This is a genomic window from Nesterenkonia salmonea, from assembly GCF_005771525.1.
GTDB lineage: Bacteria > Actinomycetota > Actinomycetes > Actinomycetales > Micrococcaceae > Nesterenkonia > Nesterenkonia salmonea.
In genome coordinates, this window is the sequence record NZ_VAVZ01000023.1 from 33,268 (window position 1) to 52,550 (window position 19,283).

Below are 19,283 nucleotides of genomic sequence, written 5' to 3' on the forward strand. Positions count from 1 at the left end.
TCAATCACCGGCAGCCTCCCGGTGCTGCACCTGCTGACGGATATTGGCCAGGCCCGGCAGCCTGAAGACGTCGTCGTGCTCCCCTACCGGACCGGCAAGCGGGTCAGGTGTCGGTCGAGTCAGGATGTCTCGGATCACCAGGGCGAGAACCCAGATGAGAGTTCCCATATGGGCGACGATTCCAAGGGCGTAGAACCCTTCAAAGAAGTAGTGGCCCTCCCCGAATGACCCGTCAGAGGTGATTTTGGCACTGATCAGCCACACGCTCACCCAGTGGAAGACCTCAGCAGCCTGCCATATGAGGAAAACCCTGGGCCTTGGCAGTGCGAGAACCACTAGGGGAATCAGCCAGATGACAAACTGCGGTGAGTAGACCTTTCCCAGGAGGACGAAACACCCCACGATCAACAGACACAGCTGAGCCACCGTGGGGCGCTGCCGCGAAGCCAGCCCGAGCCAGGCGATGCCGAGGCAACAGAGCAGGAACAAGCCGTTGGAGATCAGCGAGAACGTCTCCCCTGACCAACCGGTCGGAGCAAGGGCGAGCCACATGGAGGAGAAGCCTGGTTCCCGTTCGGAGGAGAAGCGGTAGAACATGGCCCACTGTTCAGGCTGGGTGAGCATAAACGGCAGGTTCACCGCAAGCCACGTCACACCCGCTGCAAGGACCGTGACCGTCAGGGTTCGCCACCGAGCAGTCCGCAAGCAGAGCACAATGATCGCGCCGAGGAACAGTAAGGGGTAGAGCTTCATGGCTGCCCCCAAACCGATCAGCACCCCCGCCGCGCCGGGCCGGTTGCGGCCCCAGGCCAGCAGTGCCGCCGCTCCGAGGAACACAGCCCACATGTCCCAGTTAATGGACACTGTGAGGATGATTCCCGGTGCCAACGCGACCAGTAGTGCGTGGCGGCGTCGTTCCGGACTCAGGGACAGGGCGGTGACCAGGACCAGTCCGACCCAGCAGACAATCACCGCCAGGTGGTTGACGTCGTGGAAGGCCAGGATCCGTTCCGGTGTCACACCATCACCGGGAAGCAGGGTCGCGATCACCCCAGCGACGACCCCGATGAGCACTGGGTATTCCATGACAGCTTCGGCGGGTACATCGTCGATGAAGGGAAACGCGCCGCCGGCCAGGCCCCGTTCGACGAAGAGCAGCGGGAAGTCCGAATAGCACAGAGCCAGGTGCTGCTCAGGGTTCGTCCACCCATTGACGCGGCACCACTGCACGGCGAGCACTGACAACAGTGCGCCGACGACGGTTGCCGCCAGCAGAACCGTCACAGCCCGAGTGGATAGTCGTGAAACAGCCATCGTTCAGCGGGTCCTTCTGTAGACATCGGCGGCGGACCAAGACGCCTCCGGGGTGGTCAGACCGCGCAGGCTCTGCCAACCTTCGGCGGCATTCCACCGAGCGGAGGGCTGATTGAGCCGGAACAGGCTTGTGGTGTTGGGGTCAATGAAGATGATGTAGAGCAGATACCCGGCAGCGACAGCCAGAGCAATCCCCTGCACCAGCAGGGAATCGACCCACTGAACAACCGACAGCTGCCCGACCATGGACAAGAGCGTCATGACGGTAATGAGCAGGGTGACCACCATCAGAACCCTGCCGCGGTAGACATGGACCACGGCGAACAGCGGCAGCAGCCACAGCACGTACCAGGGCTGGATGACCGAGGAGGCCAGCACCACGGCAGTGAGGCCATAGGCCGCCCAAAGTACAGGGTTGCCCAGCCGCGGTTGCAGCAGAAGCACCGCCAGAACACCCGCGGAAGCCAAGCGCGCTGCGGCATAGACCCAACTGGCGACGTCGTCATGGGCGGGTCCTCCGAGCAGCTCCACAGACCAGCCCACCCCGAGACCCAGAAGCCCGACCGGGGCGCCCTGCAGCACGGCCGCACCGGCGCCGAGCGCAGCCGTGAACCAACCGATGCCGATCCCGATCAGCCACCCTCCGCCGAAGAGCAGCAGGGCGGCCAGCGTTCCCACGAATGCCCACTCACGGAACCGGTGAGCATAGTTGCCGGTCCTCTTCAGTGTCAGCAGCACCGCGAACGGCAACACCACCATGGCAATGGGTTTCACCGCCACGGCTGCGATCAGCAGCAGGGCCGCAGCCAGCCGCTTGCCTCGGAGCGCATACCAGATGCCGGTGAGCATCAGACCGATCATGAGGGCGTCATTATGGGCCGCCGGAATGAACACCATCAGGCTCAGCGGGTTGAGCAGGCACAGCCACAGGGCCCAGGCAGGCTGGGATCCGAATGTCTGGGCAAGCTTGGGGATGACCAACAGCATCAGCACAACCCCAAAGATGGCCAGCAGCCGGAACAGCAGCACAGAGAACTCTGGAACCCCTCCGGTGATCAACCATATGCCCTGCGCCAGAAGAAGGAAGAGCGGACCATAGGGAGAAGGGGATTCGGCCCAGAGTTCGTCGGCTCCCACTCCGAACCATCCGGGAAGCTCGGAGACGCCCGCCTCATAGGGGTTCAGACCTGCGGAGAGCAGCCCGCCCTGGGCGAGGTAGGAGAAGACATCCCGGGAAAAGATTGGGAAGCACGCAATCATCGGTGCGCCCCAGACCATGACGGCCTTGCGCATTGTCGCGAGGGCAGCAACATCATCCCAGGTGGTGATCCGCTGAGACAGGCGCAACCAGGAGCGCAGCAGCAGCAACGCCCCCACGACCAACAGGACCGCGCAGGTGATGACGCCAGCTGTTGTGGTCCGCAGCGGCAGCAGTGAGTTGTGCAGTGGCATCCAGGAGCCCGGCACCATGAGGAGCCATCCGACGCCCCAGGAGCCGACCATAATCATCAGCGCTGCTAGCAAGCCCTGCCGCAGGGTGTGTGAAATCTCCCCCTCTGGCCCGCCGATCAACCAGGATGTTCCGCGGAAACTGCCCAGGGCCTCGCGCGCAGTGTCAGCAGCACGCGAAAAGCGGTTAAGGGGCAGTGGGATCACGACTCAACACTATCGAGCGCACACGCGCATCTGAGAACCAGATCAGTGTGGCGCCCACCACTGAGACAGCGATCGACAACAGCATCATCGCAAGATCTGCCTCTAGGAACTGATGAATGGAGAGCTGGTCGGCTGCACCAAAGGCTAGTAAAAATGCCGTGGCTGCGATGGTGAGCCCAAGTGGCCAACGTCTGCTTGTCTCGGTGAGAGAACCGGCCGCGGCGAACAGGGGAAGGATCCAGAGCAGGTACCAGGGCTGGATGAGTGGAGAGAGTACGACGACGGCGGCGAAGGCCCACATCATGCGTTGGAAGATGCGGTGTTCGCTGCCTCGGATCATCAGGTAGAGCACCACAATGATCGCCGCGAGCCGCCCGATGAGGCTCATGGTGTCGAACACAATGTCTGGTGATTGGTCAAACAGCAGCAACAGCGCGGCGAAGGGGGCGGCGAGTATCGCCAATGGCGCCCAGAACGTAGCCCCCGACCCCGCCCCGGCTAGAACGGTCACCCAGCCGAGGCCGTAACCGCCGATCATGCCGAGACCAATCAGGGTTCCACCGGCCAACCCCGCAGTGAGGAACCAGTAGGCGAACCGTCGCGGCCAACTGGCATGGGACCCGGCCCAGAGCAGACCTATGAAGGGAAGCATCACCAGGGTGATGAGCTTGGTGCCGATCGAGGCTACCAGCAGCATCACCGCAGCCACGCCCCACAGCCAGTGGGCACCACCGCGGGCAGCCCCGGCTCGGAGTGCGCACCACGTGCCGGCAAGTGCCAGGCCGACCATGAGTGCGTCGTTATGGGCACTGGTGATGAAGCTAATGATCAGCAGCGGGTTGGCGCCAGTGACCCATTGAGCGCGGGCCGGATCGGTGCCCAACAGCCTCGCGAGTTTGGGAACGAAAATCAGGATGAGCACGACGCCGAGAACGCAGAGAATGCGGAAAAGAAGGACGGCGAGTTCGGCGGAGTCTCCCGATATGCGCATCACTCCTGCGGCGAGCCAGAGGAACAGGGGGCCGTAGGGGGTCGCGTCTTCGGCCCAGCCAATATCGGTGCCCAGCTGGAACCAATTGTCCAATGCTGACACCCCCGTGGTGTAGGGGTCCTCCCCTGCGAGAACGAGTCTGCCCTGATTCAGGTAGGCGAAGAGGTCCCGGGAGAAAATCGGCACAGCCAGCAGTTGCGGCGCTGACCAGATCACCGCGGCACTGGTCACCGTGCGCAGAGTGGTGTGTGGGTCGTCGTCATGAGTGCTGGGCATGAGGTGGCGGAGCCGGAGCCAGGCGTGACACAAGATCCAACACCCGGCAGTGAGCGCAATAACAGAAAAGGCGACGCCGAGGTGTTCACTTCTGAGCCAAATGGCAGGTCCCCAACGGCTGACTGGGGAATCGGTCACGAGCCAGCCCACCCCGAACGAACCGAGGAGTATGAGCACGGAGCCAACTAGCCCGTAACTCGTCACTGCGCGCGCCCGTTTCGTCACCGCAGAGAGTCTACTTGGCGCTCCATGCGGAGCCAGGGTGGGTAGAGTGTCTTTCCGTGAATGAATCGACTGCCCATGTGACTCCCTCCGGCGGAGGCGACTGGTCCGGCCGTATGGTCTGGATCGACTGCGAAATGACCGGACTGAGCCCGGAGAACGACGTACTGATTGAAGTAGCCGCACTGGTCACTGACTCCGACCTCAACGTGCTCGGCGATGGTGTAGAAGTGGTGATTCGGCCAGATCTCGAGGCCCTGGCAGGAATGGAAAAGATTGTGCGAGACATGCACACTGCCTCCGGCCTGCTCGCCGAACTCGAAGACGGCATCGCAGTGGAGACTGCGGAGAAGAAGGTCTTGGAGTACATCCAACAGTGGGTTCCTGAGGCTGGTGTGGCTCCGCTGGCGGGAAATTCTGTGCACGCAGACAAGGCCTTCCTCCGGGTGGGCATGCCCACTTTGACGCAACACCTGCACTACCGAATTGTGGATGTGTCCACGTTGAAAGAGCTGGCTTGGCGCTGGTACCCGCAGGTGAAGGCAGATGCGCCCAAAAAGACCGGTAACCACCGAGCGATGGGTGACATACTCGATTCGATCGCCGAGTTGCGGCACTACCGGGAGCACATGCTCCGCTGAGCTCGCTCACGAGCCGTTTCCGGTGTATGCTGTATTGGTTGCTTTTCCGGGGTTGTAAATCCTGAAAAAGTCCATGGTGGGTGTAGCTCAGCTGGTAGAGCATCGCGTTGTGGTCGCGAGGGTCGCGGGTTCAAGCCCCGTCACTCACCCCGGTGAATCCCCGGAATTCCGAACTGAGAACAGTCGGAGTTCCGGGGATTTTTCTTTTGTCATGAAGCGGGTGCCCTCGGGGACACCTGGAGGCGATCGCCCTTATCCGGCCATCACACTTCGCCAGGCCACAGGGCGGGTGCGCCTCCGCGCATCGGACCTGCTCACAGAGCGCCGAACTCTCGCTGACCTGGAGGCATAACAGGATACTGTTGGATGGGTCACACGAACATCACTGGATAAGGGAAAAGATGTCGGCGAAACTCACCATCACCACCGAGGCCAAAAGGTCCACCGCAGAGGTGCCAACCGCCCAAGGCGAACTCATTGACACCATGATCAAGATTCGATTGGAAAAGGGGCTCGCCACTCCCCTCTTGATGGAGACCCCGGACGGTCAACGATCAGAACATGTTGAGATAACCACAGCCGAGCAATACACCATGGAGTTCGGGCCCGAGGGCGCTTCCTCCGTGACAACCGATGCCCTCGCCCATGAGGCAATGGAGGCTGAAACCTACATTGACCAGGGAGGCTACATCAGGATTACGACCGACGAATTGTGATGCTCGCGGCGCGGGGTGCTTCAGAGCCGTCTTTGAAGTAAAGTCTTATCGGTTTCTCGCCATTGCGTGAGGGAACACACTCGACGCACAGCCACTCCCTTGAAGAGGAACACCCATGACTGAGCCTCGATCGTCCTAGCGTTCATTCCCTTCATCGGACTCATCACCTTCCTGCTCGGCCGCTGGCAGTGATTCTTGGAATCGTCGCGATCGTCGAACACCGCGGCGAAGGAGAAGGCATCGCTGGTGTGGTCACCGGCGCGATCGGCACCATCATCACGATCGTCGGCGTACTCCTGGCAACTGGCGTCTTCAGCGCAGCGGAAGAAGACGTTGAGCGTCTCGACGAGGGGGTGGCCAGTGTCGATCCGGACGGTGAGTGGGAAGCCACCATCCCTGGCGTGACACCCGACGCCGACGACGAGATCGCCGATGAGAACCCGTATAACGACCCAGCTGCTGAGGGAATGGGATACATGATGATGGACCTGGGCGCCACCTACCTGGGCGATGATTCAGACTCACCGATGACGGGAGTAAAACTCGCCTACGTCACAAACACCGGCGAAACGATCGCCAGCTATGACTACTCTGCGGTGACCCCAGACGCCTTCGAAAGCTCCGAGTAACTCACAGCCGAAGTCGCTGGCGGAGGGCACATTAGCAGGCTGCTGTTAGCCTGAGGTTAACGGCAACGTGCCGTTAATCAGGGAAGACTTCTTGTCGACCGACCGGGCCACGCCCACCTTTGGTTCTGACGCCTCCTCTGGATGACCCCAAGGAGACCTTTGTCCCACCCGACCCCGCACTCTGCATCCGACTCTCCCCGCCAGTTTGCCCCCAGGAAAGCAACTCAACTCCCCTCCGGAAGCACCGCCATTGTCTACTGTGAAGGACAGTTCGGTGAACAGGACGGGAAAACAGCCAATGGTCTTGTCCGTCACTCGGAGAAGTACGACATCGTCAGCGTCATCGACAGCCGCCAGGCTGGAGCTGACGCTGGGGCTTTCCTCGACGGTACACCGAACAACATCCCAGTCCTCACCGATCTGCCGCGGGCGATTGCACACGCTGGCCACGTGCCCGACTATCTCATCTGTGGTGTAGCACCGGCCGACGGTCTGTTATCGGCGACCCAGCGCGTTGTCCTGTTGGACGGAATCGCCCGCGGCATGCACATCATCAACGGCCTGCATGAGTTCCTCAACGATGATGCCGAGTTCGCTGCTGCCTCACTTTTGGCTGACGTGACGATCACAGATATTCGCCGTCCAAAAGCCAAGAAGGACCTGCACCTCTTCTCCGGCAGGATTTTCGACGTCACGTGTCCGCGCATCGCAGTGCTCGGCACCGACGGCTCCATTGGCAAGCGCACCACCGCGACCCTGCTGGTGCAAGCATTGAACGCTTACGGCATCAACGCCGTCATGGTAGGCACAGGTCAGACAACTCTCATCCAGGGTGGCAAGTACGGTGTCGCTCTCGATGCGCTGGTACCCCAGTTCTGCTCAGGAGAGGTGGAGCACCAGGTAGTCTCCGCATTCGAAGGAGAGAATCCGGATGTCATCATCGTCGAAGGTCAGGGTGCGCTGAGCCACCCCGCCTACCTCACCTCCGCCCACATCTTGCGCGGCAGTCGACCCGCCGGGGTGATCGTTCAGCACGCCCCAAAAAGGCAGGTACTGGGCGACTTCCCCATGCTGGCCATGCCCACAGCCGCGCACGAAGTACAGCTCATTGAGGCTTTCGCTGATACCAAAGTCATCGGGATCACCGTTAATCACGAGCACATGACCGACGATGAGATCGGTGAAGCGATCAACGCCTTGGAACTTGAGTTCGGTATCCCCGCCACCGACCCGCTGACTCGCCCGCTTGACCAACTGGCCAAAATGGTGCTGCTCGCCTTCCCCGAACTTGAGGCAGCCACCGCATCGAAGTTTCGGTGACCGCCCCGCGGCTGGAGACCGACCTCGACGCGATCACGCACAACACCCGCTGGTTGGTGAACCAGCTTGCGCAGCGCGGAATCGGAGTCACCGGAGTGGCTAAGGCCACGCTCGGATCACCACACGTGGCCTTAGCCATGATTCGTGGCGGAGTCAGAGGATTGGGCGACTCTCGCCTGGAGAACCTAGAACGAATTCGCCTCACTGCACCTAGAACACCGCTGACACTGGTCCGTTCCCCCATGCGGAGTCAGGTGGACTCGGTGGTTCGCGAAGCTGACTGCAGCCTCAACACTGAACCTACTGTTCTCGACGCTCTGTCATCCGCCGCCGTGCGTGGGGACACCAGCCACGCCGTCGTGCTTATGGTTGAGTTGGGCGATCTCCGAGAGGGAGTCGCCAGCCAGGATGTGGTGGAGATGGCGAGCACTGTCACCACACGTCCTGGTCTGCACCTGGTGGGCCTCGGAACCAACCTTGCCTGCAGAAGCGGTGTCATACCTGACCAAGCCAAGATGGATGAATTGTCCAGCCTTGTCGAGCGAGTCGAAGCGAGGGTTGGGTACGATTTGAGAGTCGTCAGCGGCGGCAACTCTGCCAACCTCGACTGGGCGCTGAGCACGACGAACACCGGCCGCATCAACGACTTGCGCCTCGGTGAATCGATCCTCCTGGGAACAGAACCTTTGCATCGCCGCCCTATTCGGGGACTCCGCTACGACGCCTTCACATTGGTAGCCGAGGTAATCGAGCTGAAAACCAAGCCAGCACAACCCTGGGGCAAGAGAGCACAGAGCGCGTTCGGAGATCAGCCCACCACCTCTGGTACAGGCTCGGTACGGCAGGCAATTATTGCTCTTGGTCGGCAGGACGTCGATCCAGACGGTCTCCAACCTCCCAACGGGATGAGGGTGCTATCGGCCAGCAGTGACCACCTGGTGATTGACGTCGGCGACCATGACGTGGGCGTGGGGGATGACGTCACATTCCGCATGAACTACAGCGCCCTCCTGCGTGCCATGACGTCCCCATTCGTCCGCAATTGCGAACACGGCACAACTCCGCATGACATCTCTTCGACGTCCAGCAACCCGGAGTTCACCAAGCGTGCCGCCTGAGCTAAGCAGACTGCGGCGTCCTCCGGGATACAGCTAGAGCCAGCAGCGGGCCGACGAGCGGAACTACTAATGTAAGCACTATGTAGGCAAGCTGGGTGCCGAAGGTCAGCTGTTGTGCGCGCAGGACGCCTAATACAGCCCACAGCGCCAACACAATATGCACCAGTGCGCCCAAAATCAGCAGAACATCCGTCCCTGTGGGCACAAGCGGGTTGACGGCGAAAACATGAGGCATCATGAGTCTTGAGAATACTAGTGGCCGAGGCCTCTTGCTGCACCAAGCCAGCCGAGAACCGCTACTGCTGCGGCAATGCTGGTGGTTCCTTCGTGGTGAAGGAAATGGTCATCCAGCTGTGCGGATTCTCTCCGTCCAACTGGTTTAGGGCGACGTCGCGTATCGCATCCCATTCTTCTAACGCCTTAGGAGGATGCCCTGACGGGACGTAGAAGACAATATCGACTGTCCGGGCACGCCCTTGCTGAGATACATACACCCGGGAGTCGGTGAACCCTTCAGACTCCACGATGCTTGCAGCCACATCATCGGCTTGGGCCTTCAGCTGCGGTGGCGTGACAAGGGAAATCTCTGCCACAGACTTACGCAGCGTGGAGAACGGCACCGGGATGAGTACCAGGGCCACCAGCGCCAAGACCGCCGGATCAACATAGGGCATCAGCCAGGCCGCATCCGTGCCGTCAATCAGCGCGCCAATGATGAACGCGATCAAGAGTGCTGAAGTGACTCCCCCAGCCATGATCCAGCCTTTGACGTCGATGGACACCAAAGGGGACTGAATCTTCCTATTGGCTCTACTCTCAACAAAGCCGATCACGCCTGTCAGAACCACCACGAATGAGGCGTAAATGACTGCGGCTCCAAACTCAACCTCCCTGCCGCCGGTCAGCAGCGCTGACACCGCTTGAAACAGTGCGTATGTAGCCACCGACATCATGAGCAGGGCATTGACCGCCAAGACGATCGGCTCGAAGTGCCAGAACCCCATGTTGAAACGATCCTGAGTTCGCCTCGGCAAAGAATTGGCGGCGGACTTGGCGATCAATCCTGCCAAGGTGATGGAAATGATTGACATCACTGCATCGACCAGGGAGAAGACCCCGTCAAAAAGGATCGCGAAGGATCCCGAAAATAGGCCGAAACTAATACCAAGAGCAGAGACCAGAAGCACTCCGATGAGGGAAAGCTTCAGCACCTGCTGTTCTGTGCGCACGAAAAACTACTTCCTTTCAGATCCTCAGACCAGCAGAGTTCAGACTCCCTGACTGATCTGGTCGAAGTCTAACCGGTGCCCTCGGGGCGACTGAGCCCGCTCGTCATCCGGGTTGGGTTCGTGGCCCACATTGACAACGGCAATGGTGTTCCAGCCAGTGCTGGTGTGGAAGGCCCGGTCAATACCCGCAGCGTCAATGCCAGTCATCGGTCCCACTTCAAGACCATGGGCTCGTAGTGCCAAAAGGAAATAGCCCAGCTGGATGAAGGTATTGTCCCGACCCATGGAATGCCTGTTCTCAACTTTGTCTTCGAAGGTGTCTTGTAAGCCAGGGACTGCAGGGAAGAGCTCGCCCATGTGGTGGTGCCAGTTCAGATCATAGGCGATGACCAGGCTCATCGGAGCAGCAGCAGTGGTGTCCTTGTTGCCGCGCATCATGTGCTCCACCAGCTTGTCGCGGGAGGCACCTGGCTCAACCAAGGTAAGTCGCAGCGGTTGGGAGTTCATGGAGACCGGGGCGAAGCGGGCGTCGTCATAAGCCGCCTTGATGATACTGACATCTACGAAAGCATCAGTGAAAGTGTTGGTGGTATGCCGCTGGGCGAACAGCGCACCTCTTGTCTCGCGGTCCAAAACCTTCACTGCAGTCTGTGCCGGCACGCTATCTCCTCAAGGTTGTCGCTAAAACTCAATCCTTCCCTCAGAACAAGGCCGTGCACAGCCTTCTTCCGCACTGTCAGCAGGATCACAGAGCACGACGCCGCGTGGCCTACGCTCCATGCCACACTTCACCTATGACTCTCAGCGACTTCGTTCCAGCAGCCAACCAGGGTGCCGACCCCGAGCTCTACGAAGTGGAGAACCGGGCGTTGGACCCGGAAGGCACCCTATGGCATCAGCTCCAGAACACAGCACCCTGGAAGGGAAAGACTCTCCTGGACCTGGGATGTGGGTCAGGTTACTGGTTGCCGAAGTACCGGTCTGCGCGCAGAGTGATTGGAGTGGAGCCTGATGAGTCTCTACTCCCGATGGCGCGCCGGCGCCCCGGTGAGGCTGAGGTGCTGCATGGTTCCGCTGAGCACTTGCCACTGGGCGATAACACTGTAGATGTTGTTCATGCCCGGTTCGCCTACTTCTTCCCGAGCCGGTCATTCGATCCGACGCCCGGTCTCAGAGAGGTTCAGCGGGTGCTCTCCCCTGGCGGGAAGCTTGTTGTCATCGACAACGACGGGCTTAATGGAGAGTTCGCGGAGCTCCTGCAGGCCAGCGCATCAGCCCAAGCTCAGGGTCACGACGACTATTCGACACGATGGTGGTCCAGCCAGGGCGCCTCCACCACGGCAGTGATGAGCAGTTGGAGATTCTCTTCACGCGAAGACTTGGAGGCGGTGCTGGGCCTCGAATTTGGACGCGACGCCGAGGCATGGCTCAGCGCCCATCCGCATTCCCTGGGGCTGAGTTACGGATACCTCCTCCACACGTGGACCAATCCCCAGCAGGTTTAGGAGGCCTTCTCGGTCAGCGGTAGCTGGCCCCGTATTGGGTCGGTACGTAGTCCAAGGGCTGGCCGAAGTACTGCGCAGCCCTCAACGGAAAGTGCGGGTCACGAAGCGCCTCACGGCCGATCAGCACCACATCAGCCTGGCCAGTGAACAGAATATGTTCAGCCTGTACCGGCTCAGTGATAAGCCCCACGGCGGCGACGGGAATGCCGGTCTGCTCGCCGATAGCTGCTGCCAAGGGAACCTGATAGCCAGGTCCGATGGCGAAGCGCACGGGGGCAGCCCCGCCGCTGGAAACATCGATCATGTCCACGCCGCGGTCTTTCAACCAATGCACCACCTGGATGGTGTCATCCACGGTGAGTCCTTCCTCAACCCAATCAGTGGCGGAGACTCTGACCACGACCGGCATATCTTGGCCCACCCGGTCCCGCACGGCATCGACAACCTCGAGCACGAAACGAGCGCGGTTGGCCAGCGAGCCGCCGTACGTGTCCTCGCGAGTGTTGCTCAGTGGAGAAAGAAACTCGTGCAGCAGGTACCCGTGAGCGGCATGAACCTCGACCAGGTCGAAACCGGCTCGCAGTGACCGCTCCGCTGAATCGGCGAATGCCCCGACAATGGCGCTGATGCCCTCAACGTCGAGGGCCTGCGCGGGCTCCAGTCCTGGGTAGGGCTCTGCTGTGGCCCCCACAGAGGTCCATCCGCCCTGCTGCTGGGGTACGGAGCCGTTCTGCTCGGTGAACGGCCCGAACGTGGATGCCTTCCGGCCCGCATGGGCCAGTTGGATGCCCGCAGCAGCACCCTGAGAGTGCATGAAACTCACGATGCGCTTCAGTGCTTGTTCCTGCTCGTCATTCCATAGTCCGAGGTCTTCTGGTGAGATGCGCCCTTCTGGGGTGACACTGGTGGCCTCAGTGATGACCACGCCTGCCCCTCCACGAGCGAACGAGCCCAAGTGCGCCATATGCCAATCAGTCGCGACACCGTCCTGCGCGAACGCCGAGTACTGGCACATCGGCGGAATCCAGATTCGGTTCCGCACGGTCAAGCCACGCAGTGTCATGGGTTCAAAAAGCTTTGGCTGCACACGGTTCATTGACAGGTGCTCCTTCCACATCGGGGGTCCACCATGTCCAATTGCTACCGGGGAGAGTCCATTCCTGGACTGGCACACACTCAGCGTGTAGCAGAATCAGGCATCGCCAAGAGTTCACGCACTGCAGGAGCCACCTGTTCCGTCAGAAGGGGCGCCAGATACTCCGCCGGCGTGAGGGAGTCAAGGGCGAACCAGCGCAGCTCAGCGATCTCCGCTGCCGGCTGCAGCGAATCCAACAGGTCAAGCGCGGCGTCGTCGAACTCCACAAGGAAGTTATGGCAGATCACGGCAGTGTTCTTCTCATTGGCAGCCTGGGCCCGGAATGTCCCCATATCGACAAGCTGTGCCGGTTCCAAATGCAGCCCGATCTCCTCCGAGACTTCACGCACAGCTGTCTGTTGGGGGCTCTCATGCAACTCGGGCTTACCGCCGGGCTGCATGAACCTGTCGGTGCCTTCTTTGCGCACAGTCAATACTCGGTGGAAGCGATCGAGGACGACCACTGCGGCCACTCGGATAGCGTTCTGATCAGTCACTTGAGCCAGCCTATAGAACTGTTGGCCAGAACGTGACTGTCACAGGCCCTGACCGGCGTCCCAGAGCCGTTCAGAGGTGCCGCTCAGCAGGGCGTCCAATGATGTGGCTTGGGCATCAGTCAACGAGGCGACGTAGTCGATGATCCCCCGGCCCTGAGCGTGCCGACGCAGGCTCGGTTCATCCTGAGCATCCAGTAGTTGAGGTTCTTCCCGGCGCAGCCGGAAAATATCCTCAGTGGCCAGCTCCACCAAATCCACCAGGCGGCGGGGCGCGCGGCGGGCATCGTGGGCGTCGGCGAGCCACGCGTCGAATCCGAGCACCAGTCGCTTCAGCAGCCGGGCCTGTCCGCGCTGATAGACAGTCAGATCCGGTCGGTCCAGAATGAACCGTTCATGGAGGAACTTCAGCACCGCCACCTCATGCCAGGCTGCGCGGTTGAGGTTTACATGCCCGGACCGCACATTCGGGTCCGCGTGGACCTCCACAGAGTTCTGCAGGTGGCTGATCCAGGTGGAGGTGAAGGTCGACAAGGACCGCTCGGCTTCGCGTGAACCGTCAAAAGGGGCAACTAAGAGGCCGTCGACTACGTCCTCGCTGACCAGGTCTACTGCTGCGGCGAACGCCTCCTGATCTGCGATCCACTGGTCCTTGGCCTGAAGCCTCCGCCACAGCATCTCGAGTGAACGCCCGGGCAGACGGAGGGAACGGTTCAGCTCAGCGGAGGTGAACTTGTGGAGTTGGGCGCGGTCCGCCCGCCAGGCATTGAATTCCGCGGAGATCGCGGCCTGGTTGAGCAGACCAGCCCGGTAGAAATCGTCCAGATCGTGCAGTGAGTAAGCAATGTCGTCGGCGATGTCCATCACTGAGCATTCGACCGTCTGCTGCCGTTCTCGGATCTCAGGGTACGCCTGCCGGGCGGTGCGCATAGTGTGCAGATCCAACGTGTAGACGGCAAACTTCTTGGCGCCCCCGCCGTCCAGGTCAGGTGCTAATCCGCGCTCCAGACCAGGGCCTGATTGTTGACCCGCGCCCGCGGCACGTATCCACGGGTACTTCAGCACAGCGGAGCGCACTGCGGCGGTCAGATTCAAGCCGGCATCGGCGCCGTTGTACTGGTCCAGGCGGGTCAGGATCCGGAAACTCTGCGCATTGCCCTCGAAACCCTCCGACAGCCCGAAGTGGTCCCTGGCCAGCCGGTCCAGAGCCTGCTCCCCCAGGTGCCCGAAAGGCGGATGCCCGAGATCGTGAGCACACGCCGCGGCCTGCACAACTACTGGGTGGCAACCGCCGAGCTTGTGCAGCGTCTGACTGATCGGTCCCGAACCTGCAGAGATTGACACCGCGATGGCCCGGGCAACAGCGGCGACTTTGAGCGAGTGGGTGAGCCGGTTGTGGATGGCCATCCCCGCTCCAGTCTGGGAAATGACCTGCGTGACCGCAGACAGGCGGGAAAAGTACGGAGAGAACCGGATGCGTTCCAGATCCGCGCGAAACTCCGGCCATCGCTCCAGACGCTGATACGCATCCAAGGTTTCCGGTGCGTCACGGGCGAGCCGAGGGTCAGGTTGATCAGTCATCCGTCATTCTCTCCCGTCTAGTCCGATTTCACGACCCGTCCGACACACCTAGATGCAGTCCGAGTCTATGGTGAGACGATCCCCCGCACCTCCCGGTGATCAAGGGCGTTCACCACATGCCTCACACAGGCGAACTCTGGGCTGGGTCTGCGGTCGGATACATCATGCTATGCCGATTGTGGAAGCATGATCAGCATGAATGATCTTTTTGTGGGCTCCGAAGTCGGCCAGTTGCGGCAGGTCATTGTGCACCGGCCAGGGACCGAACTCCTGCGCTTGACGCCGGAAACTAAAGAAGACCTGCTCTTTGATGATCTGCTGTGGGTGCGCCGCGCTCAGGAAGAGCACGATCAGTTCTCCGCCGCCCTGGAATCCGCAGGTGTTGAAGTGCTGCACCTTGACGCTCTGCTCCGAGAGACACTGGCCGTGCCAGAAGCTAAGGATTTCATTCTGGACCACACCTTTGACGAACGCCTGCACGGGCCTGCAGCGGCACCGCTTCTGCGCCAGGTAGCAAGTGAGCTCGACGACGCCGCCCTGGCTGAGTTGGTCATCGGCGGGCTCACGAAGCGAGAGCTGCTGGAGCTCACTGATGAGCCGCGTTCCATAGTGTTGCATTCCATGGCAGCGGACGATCTTGTGGTTGCGCCTCTGCCGAACCATTTGTTCGCTCGAGATGCCTCCTGCTGGGTCTATGACGGCGTCGCCGTTAATTCGATGCAGAAACCAGCTCGCATGCGGGAAGCTGTGACCTATGAGGCCACCTACCGGTGGCATCCACGCTTCGCGGAAGTGCCGTTTCACCGCTGGGCCGATGGGCTCACTGATGCGCAGGCCACTGTGGAGGGTGGAGATGTTCTGGTCATCGGTAATGGTGCAGTGCTGATAGGCATGAGTGAGCGAACCACCCCCCAGGGGGTGGAGAGGATTGCAAAGCGGCTCTTCGCCTCCGGTTCGGCGGATCGCGTTGTCGCCCTTGACCTTCCGAAGGCTCGTTCCTTCATGCATTTGGACACCGTGATGACCATGGTCGATGAGCGATCCTTCATCGAGTACGCCGGTCTCGGCGATCTGGCCTCCTATACGATCACCCCTCGCAGCGGCACCGGAGGTTCTCCGCAGGAGGTTGAACTCAATATTGCTGACCATGATCCCGGGCATGCACACCGGGCCATCGCTGAGGCGCTGGGTCTGCATGGGTTGCGCATCCTGACTGCTGAGCAGGATCTCCACTCCGCGGCGCGCGAGCAGTGGGACGACGGCTGCAATGCTCTGGCTGTGGCACCGGGTGCGGTCATCACCTACGACCGGACGCCCACCTCGAACGCCTTCCTGCGGGAGTCAGGCGTTGAGGTTATTGAGGTTCCCGGTGGAGAGCTCGGGCGAGGCAGGGGCGGACCGCGATGCATGAGCTGCCCAACGCTGCGGGATCCTGTGAGCTAGGGTCTAGGCACGAATCACCGACGATGCCCTTGAGGGCCCGGCACTACGGTGGGCCGGGGCCCAACCTAGCGGACTCCTTCAGGAGGCGGTGCGCTGGGAGACTTCCCAGAGTTGGATGAAATTACCCTCCGGGTCCTGAAGGGAGGCGAACCTTCCGTTCGGATAGGTCTCCGGATCAACCTCAACATCGATACCGGCACCACGTAGTCGCCCGACCATGCCGTTGAGGTCGTCCACACGCAGGTTCATCCCCCACCCGGAGTGGCCGAGATAGTCGTTCGGAGCATTGTCTCCGAATGGTGCAAAGACTGTAGGCCCGGCGGCCTGAACCCACACCGGCGCATCGTAGGAAGCCGGTGGGCGAGGAACGTCGAGGTGCTCGGAGTACCAGGCACTCAACTGATCGGGATCTCGCGCACGGAAGAAGAACCCGCCAATTCCCGTCACTCGCACCATGCACCAACATTACGTGACTCACCGCCGAAAACCGAGGTTACTCGGCCTGCCCTGAGGGGCTCTGGGCGACTGAAGGCGAATCGCCTCGCGACACAGGACCCACAGTCGAGAGTGATTCACATAAAACTCACAGGAACTAAGATCACGAGATGATAACGCCAGTGGTTAGCTGATTTTCCGGGGTTTTTGCCTCGGGAGACCCTGGTTGTACCCGGTTGACGTGACCATTCTGAGACTCTTTACTGGATTGCGGACATTGAAAGTGATGTTGGCGTGACATTCCCAACTCGCGTCACCCGCATCACGAAAACAGACCACCAACATCTGTGAGGAATTAAGACTCTTATGAAGACCACCCCCACTTGGAAGAAGTTCGTCGGCGGCTCCGTTGCCGCTGCTGCCCTAGCTGGCGGCGCTGTCGTAGCGCAGGCACCCGTTGCCAACGCCCAGAGCGACTGGGACCGTTTGGCTGAGTGCGAGTCCGGCGGCAACTGGTCCATCAACACCGGTAACGGATATTACGGCGGACTGCAGTTCTCACAGCAGTCATGGCAGGCCGTCGGCGGCAGCGGACTGCCTAGCGATGCCTCGAAGCAGGAGCAGATCCAGCGTGCTCACCAGCTCTGGGAGATTCAGGGCTGGGGTGCATGGCCTGCATGCTCGGCGAAGCTCGGACTCTCCGGAAGCCCCAGCGGCGGAGGAGGCTCTGCACCTGCCCCTGAACCAACCCCTGAGCAGACTCAGGAAGCTCCCCAGGAGCAGGCACCGCAGCAGGAGGCCCCACAGCAGACCGAGCAGGCACCTGCTCCTCAGCCCGAGCCTGAAGCACCTCAGCAGACCGAACAGGCACCTCAGCAGCAGGCTCCGCAGACGGCCGGAGAATTCTCCGCCCAGCCGAACACCAACGTTGAGGTCTCAGGTGAGACCTACACCATTCAGTCCGGTGACACTCTCAGCTCCATCGCCGACGCGCTGGACCTGGACTGGACGGACATCTGGGGCGCCAACATCGACCAGGTTGAGGACCCGAACCTCATCTTCGTCGGTGATGAGCTGAAGCTCCCCGTCGTCAGCGGCTAGGACTGATTTACTACTCCAATGGCACTGGTGTGAACTTCTCTTCGGAGAGAATGAAGCCAACGGTTCCATGTTCATCGGTCCGGTAGGTGGCGGCCCCTAGATCGTTCAGGGTGTCCACCACTGCATCTGATGGGTGGCCGTAGTCATTGTCCTCCCCCACCCCAATGAGGGCGACTGAGGGACTGGCGTGTTTCAAGACCGCGGTCCCACCGTTTGCCGCACCGTGGTGGGAGACCTTCAAGACATCAACAACATTCGGTAAAGCATTCCGGCCGAGCAAGAGCCCGGCAATCTCCTCCTCGAGGTCACCGAGTGTCAGCAGGCGCAGCGGATCGTTCGCGGATCCGACTGCGCCTGCTGCCGTTTCGGGGTCCCAGAGCCCAAAGTGCACCACCAAAGAGTTATCGTTCGTGTTGGAGTGGTAGTCCGCTGCGGCCCACACCTGCCACGTCACGGGGTATGCCCCTTCCTGGTCTTGGCTCTGCCCGACCCGTCCCCGAGACTCCGGGACCTGCAGGACAGTGCCATCCTGTGCTTCCACCGCCTCGACGACGCTCCATCCGGCGTCACCGGAGTAGACAATTTCTTCAATCATGGCCGCCTCTGCCACGCCGGGAATCCCTCCGTAGTGGTCAAGATGGTCGTGCGTAATCATGAGGATCTCCACCTGATCCACCGCAAGCGTGCTCAAGCACGCTTCAGCCAATTCTGGTTCCTCACCTGCATCGACGACGATCGCCGCATGCTCACCTGTTCGAACCACCAGCATGTCGCCCTGCCCCACATCACAGAGAGCAAGCCTCCAGCCCTCCGGTGGAGACTGGCCGATGAGCGGAATCGGCAGTGCCCCCAATGGAACAACCACCGCGGCCAGAACCCCGACCGCCGACCCCAACAGCAGTTTTTCCCCGGTCCGTGGGCGACTGCGGAAGTCAATGACCATCCTGCACAGTGCTATGGCTGCAGCCGTGTACACAGCCGCAAGCACCCAACCCGTCAACCCTTCAGGCCATGGGGCCAATGCCTGAGGAAGCGAGGCCGCGGCATAGCCGATCATGGCGATTCCGGAACCAGGGAGTCCAGCCAACCACAGAAGCCCAGTAGAGAACCACGGGGCAGTGGTGGACAGCACCGCAGCCAATGTGCCCGGAACCGTCACCAGAGGCAGCAATGGGCCGGCAAGAATGTTCGCCGGGATGCTGTACAGAGTCACGCCTTCGGCAAGGGGCAACAGCACGGGGGTGACGAACAGCTGGGATGAGACCGCAAGCGCCAAGGGCGCAGCGATGAAGACCGGTAGACGTTCGGAAAACATATCCTTCAGCCTGGCTCCGACCAGCACAATACCGGCAGTGGCCGCCACTGAAAGCTGGAAGGCGGGTTCCACGGCAAACCACGGGTCGAAGACCAGAAGTAGTGCCCCATAGAGTGGTGTAGCACCTGGTGACCATGACGGTCCTGAACGTGAGCGCGGTCA

The 19,283-nt window shown here is 61.0% G+C and carries 19 protein-coding genes, 1 tRNA gene and 1 pseudogene; 9 read left to right on the forward strand and 12 right to left on the reverse strand.

The window, feature by feature from the left end:
* The 3 genes from FEF26_RS09215 to mptB (FEF26_RS09225) are packed head-to-tail and all read right to left on the reverse strand — an operon-like array spanning position 1 to position 4,645.
* The gene (locus tag FEF26_RS09215) at positions 1-1,314 is read right to left on the reverse strand and encodes a glycosyltransferase family 87 protein (RefSeq protein WP_138253243.1); all 1,314 of its coding nucleotides are present in this window, start codon (positions 1,312-1,314) and stop codon (positions 1-3) included.
* 3 nt (positions 1,315-1,317) lie between these two features.
* Positions 1,318-2,970, reverse strand: a complete 1,653-nt coding sequence (gene mptB, locus FEF26_RS09220; RefSeq protein WP_138253244.1) for a polyprenol phosphomannose-dependent alpha 1,6 mannosyltransferase MptB — start codon at positions 2,968-2,970, stop codon at positions 1,318-1,320.
* Complete coding sequence (gene mptB, locus FEF26_RS09225) at positions 2,951-4,645, reverse strand: polyprenol phosphomannose-dependent alpha 1,6 mannosyltransferase MptB (protein WP_243730497.1); 1,695 nt, start codon at positions 4,643-4,645, stop codon at positions 2,951-2,953. Before mptB (FEF26_RS09225) ends, mptB (FEF26_RS09220) begins: the two co-directional genes overlap by 20 nt.
* Here mptB (FEF26_RS09225) and orn point away from each other — a divergent pair.
* The 6 genes from orn to FEF26_RS09255 all read left to right on the forward strand — a co-directional run bounded on the left by orn (position 4,576) and on the right by FEF26_RS09255 (position 8,883).
* Positions 4,576-5,100: an oligoribonuclease gene (gene orn / locus FEF26_RS09230; RefSeq protein ID WP_138253264.1), complete on the forward strand. Its 525-nt coding sequence runs from the start codon at positions 4,576-4,578 to the stop codon at positions 5,098-5,100. The two genes, mptB (FEF26_RS09225) and orn, sit on opposite strands and share 70 nt — an antisense overlap.
* 76 nt (positions 5,101-5,176) lie before the next feature.
* Positions 5,177-5,249 (forward strand) — tRNA-His (locus FEF26_RS09235).
* A gap of 252 nt (positions 5,250-5,501) precedes the next feature.
* On the forward strand, positions 5,502-5,816 hold the full coding sequence (locus FEF26_RS09240; protein ID WP_138253246.1) for a hypothetical protein: 315 nt from the start codon (positions 5,502-5,504) through the stop codon (positions 5,814-5,816).
* 188 nt (positions 5,817-6,004) lie between these two features.
* On the forward strand, positions 6,005-6,445 hold the full coding sequence (locus tag FEF26_RS09245; RefSeq protein ID WP_138253247.1) for a hypothetical protein: 441 nt from the start codon (positions 6,005-6,007) through the stop codon (positions 6,443-6,445).
* 159 nt (positions 6,446-6,604) lie between these two features.
* The gene (locus tag FEF26_RS09250) at positions 6,605-7,765 is read left to right on the forward strand and encodes an N-acetyltransferase DgcN family protein (protein ID WP_243730498.1); all 1,161 of its coding nucleotides are present in this window, start codon (positions 6,605-6,607) and stop codon (positions 7,763-7,765) included.
* On the forward strand, positions 7,762-8,883 hold the full coding sequence (locus tag FEF26_RS09255) for an alanine/ornithine racemase family PLP-dependent enzyme (RefSeq protein ID WP_138253249.1): 1,122 nt from the start codon (positions 7,762-7,764) through the stop codon (positions 8,881-8,883). Before FEF26_RS09250 ends, FEF26_RS09255 begins: the two co-directional genes overlap by 4 nt.
* A 1-nt stretch (position 8,884) precedes the next feature.
* On the opposite strand, the gene FEF26_RS09260 is transcribed toward FEF26_RS09255, so the two are convergent.
* Genes FEF26_RS09260 through FEF26_RS09270 form a run of 3 tightly spaced genes read right to left on the reverse strand, consistent with a single transcriptional unit; the run spans position 8,885 to position 10,772 of the window.
* A complete protein-coding gene (locus FEF26_RS09260) occupies positions 8,885-9,121 on the reverse strand; it encodes a hypothetical protein (protein ID WP_138253250.1) in 237 nt (78 codons plus the stop codon).
* A 58-nt stretch (positions 9,122-9,179) separates the two neighbouring features.
* The gene (locus FEF26_RS09265) at positions 9,180-10,112 is read right to left on the reverse strand and encodes a cation diffusion facilitator family transporter (protein WP_138253251.1); all 933 of its coding nucleotides are present in this window, start codon (positions 10,110-10,112) and stop codon (positions 9,180-9,182) included.
* A 39-nt stretch (positions 10,113-10,151) separates the two neighbouring features.
* The gene (locus FEF26_RS09270; protein WP_138253252.1) at positions 10,152-10,772 is read right to left on the reverse strand and encodes a malonic semialdehyde reductase; all 621 of its coding nucleotides are present in this window, start codon (positions 10,770-10,772) and stop codon (positions 10,152-10,154) included.
* Between the two features lie 134 nt (positions 10,773-10,906).
* Between FEF26_RS09270 and FEF26_RS09275 the strand changes: the two genes are divergently transcribed.
* Positions 10,907-11,617, forward strand: coding sequence for a class I SAM-dependent methyltransferase (locus FEF26_RS09275; RefSeq protein ID WP_138253253.1), 711 nt, complete (start codon positions 10,907-10,909; stop codon positions 11,615-11,617).
* 13 nt (positions 11,618-11,630) lie between these two features.
* On the opposite strand, the gene FEF26_RS09280 is transcribed toward FEF26_RS09275, so the two are convergent.
* From FEF26_RS09280 to FEF26_RS09290, 3 genes are all read right to left on the reverse strand, one after another.
* Entirely contained in the window at positions 11,631-12,704 is a 1,074-nt protein-coding gene (locus FEF26_RS09280; RefSeq protein WP_138253265.1) for an NADH:flavin oxidoreductase/NADH oxidase, read from the reverse strand.
* Positions 12,705-12,793: 89 nt separating this feature from the next.
* The gene (locus FEF26_RS09285) at positions 12,794-13,249 is read right to left on the reverse strand and encodes an NUDIX hydrolase (protein WP_138253254.1); all 456 of its coding nucleotides are present in this window, start codon (positions 13,247-13,249) and stop codon (positions 12,794-12,796) included.
* Positions 13,250-13,288: 39 nt separating this feature from the next.
* A complete protein-coding gene (locus tag FEF26_RS09290) occupies positions 13,289-14,827 on the reverse strand; it encodes a deoxyguanosinetriphosphate triphosphohydrolase family protein (RefSeq protein WP_138253255.1) in 1,539 nt (512 codons plus the stop codon).
* A gap of 195 nt (positions 14,828-15,022) precedes the next feature.
* Here FEF26_RS09290 and FEF26_RS09295 point away from each other — a divergent pair, with 195 nt between their 5' ends.
* On the forward strand, positions 15,023-16,270 hold the full coding sequence (locus FEF26_RS09295; RefSeq protein WP_138253256.1) for an arginine deiminase: 1,248 nt from the start codon (positions 15,023-15,025) through the stop codon (positions 16,268-16,270).
* A gap of 78 nt (positions 16,271-16,348) precedes the next feature.
* On the opposite strand, the gene FEF26_RS09300 is transcribed toward FEF26_RS09295, so the two are convergent.
* Complete coding sequence (locus FEF26_RS09300; RefSeq protein ID WP_138253257.1) at positions 16,349-16,726, reverse strand: VOC family protein; 378 nt, start codon at positions 16,724-16,726, stop codon at positions 16,349-16,351.
* 345 nt (positions 16,727-17,071) lie between these two features.
* Between FEF26_RS09300 and FEF26_RS09305 the strand changes: the two genes are divergently transcribed.
* Positions 17,072-17,806, forward strand: coding sequence for a LysM peptidoglycan-binding domain-containing protein (locus tag FEF26_RS09305; protein WP_138253258.1), 735 nt, complete (start codon positions 17,072-17,074; stop codon positions 17,804-17,806).
* Positions 17,807-17,816: 10 nt separating this feature from the next.
* Here FEF26_RS09305 and FEF26_RS09310 read toward each other — a convergent pair whose 3' ends face one another.
* Both FEF26_RS09310 and FEF26_RS16270 read right to left on the reverse strand, forming a co-directional pair.
* Positions 17,817-18,749: a ComEC/Rec2 family competence protein gene (locus FEF26_RS09310; RefSeq protein WP_279536485.1), complete on the reverse strand. Its 933-nt coding sequence runs from the start codon at positions 18,747-18,749 to the stop codon at positions 17,817-17,819.
* 15 nt (positions 18,750-18,764) lie between these two features.
* A pseudogene (locus tag FEF26_RS16270) lies at positions 18,765-19,232 on the reverse strand (ComEC/Rec2 family competence protein); the annotation flags it as partial.
* Positions 19,233-19,283 lie beyond the last annotated feature (51 nt).

Coding starts and splice junctions, on each gene's coding strand:
- FEF26_RS09305 (WP_138253258.1), top strand. CDS start 17,072: ATGAAGACCACCCCCACTTGGAAGAAGTTCGTCGGCGGCTCCGTTGCC.
- FEF26_RS09310 (WP_279536485.1), bottom strand. CDS start 18,749: ATGGTCATTGACTTCCGCAGTCGCCCACGGACCGGGGAAAAACTGCTG.
- FEF26_RS09275 (WP_138253253.1), top strand. CDS start 10,907: ATGACTCTCAGCGACTTCGTTCCAGCAGCCAACCAGGGTGCCGACCCC.
- FEF26_RS09215 (WP_138253243.1), bottom strand. CDS start 1,314: ATGGCTGTTTCACGACTATCCACTCGGGCTGTGACGGTTCTGCTGGCG.
- FEF26_RS09240 (WP_138253246.1), top strand. CDS start 5,502: ATGTCGGCGAAACTCACCATCACCACCGAGGCCAAAAGGTCCACCGCA.
- FEF26_RS09300 (WP_138253257.1), bottom strand. CDS start 16,726: ATGGTGCGAGTGACGGGAATTGGCGGGTTCTTCTTCCGTGCGCGAGAT.
- FEF26_RS09295 (WP_138253256.1), top strand. CDS start 15,023: ATGAATGATCTTTTTGTGGGCTCCGAAGTCGGCCAGTTGCGGCAGGTC.
- FEF26_RS09260 (WP_138253250.1), bottom strand. CDS start 9,121: ATGATGCCTCATGTTTTCGCCGTCAACCCGCTTGTGCCCACAGGGACG.
- orn (WP_138253264.1), top strand. CDS start 4,576: ATGGTCTGGATCGACTGCGAAATGACCGGACTGAGCCCGGAGAACGAC.
- FEF26_RS09290 (WP_138253255.1), bottom strand. CDS start 14,827: ATGACTGATCAACCTGACCCTCGGCTCGCCCGTGACGCACCGGAAACC.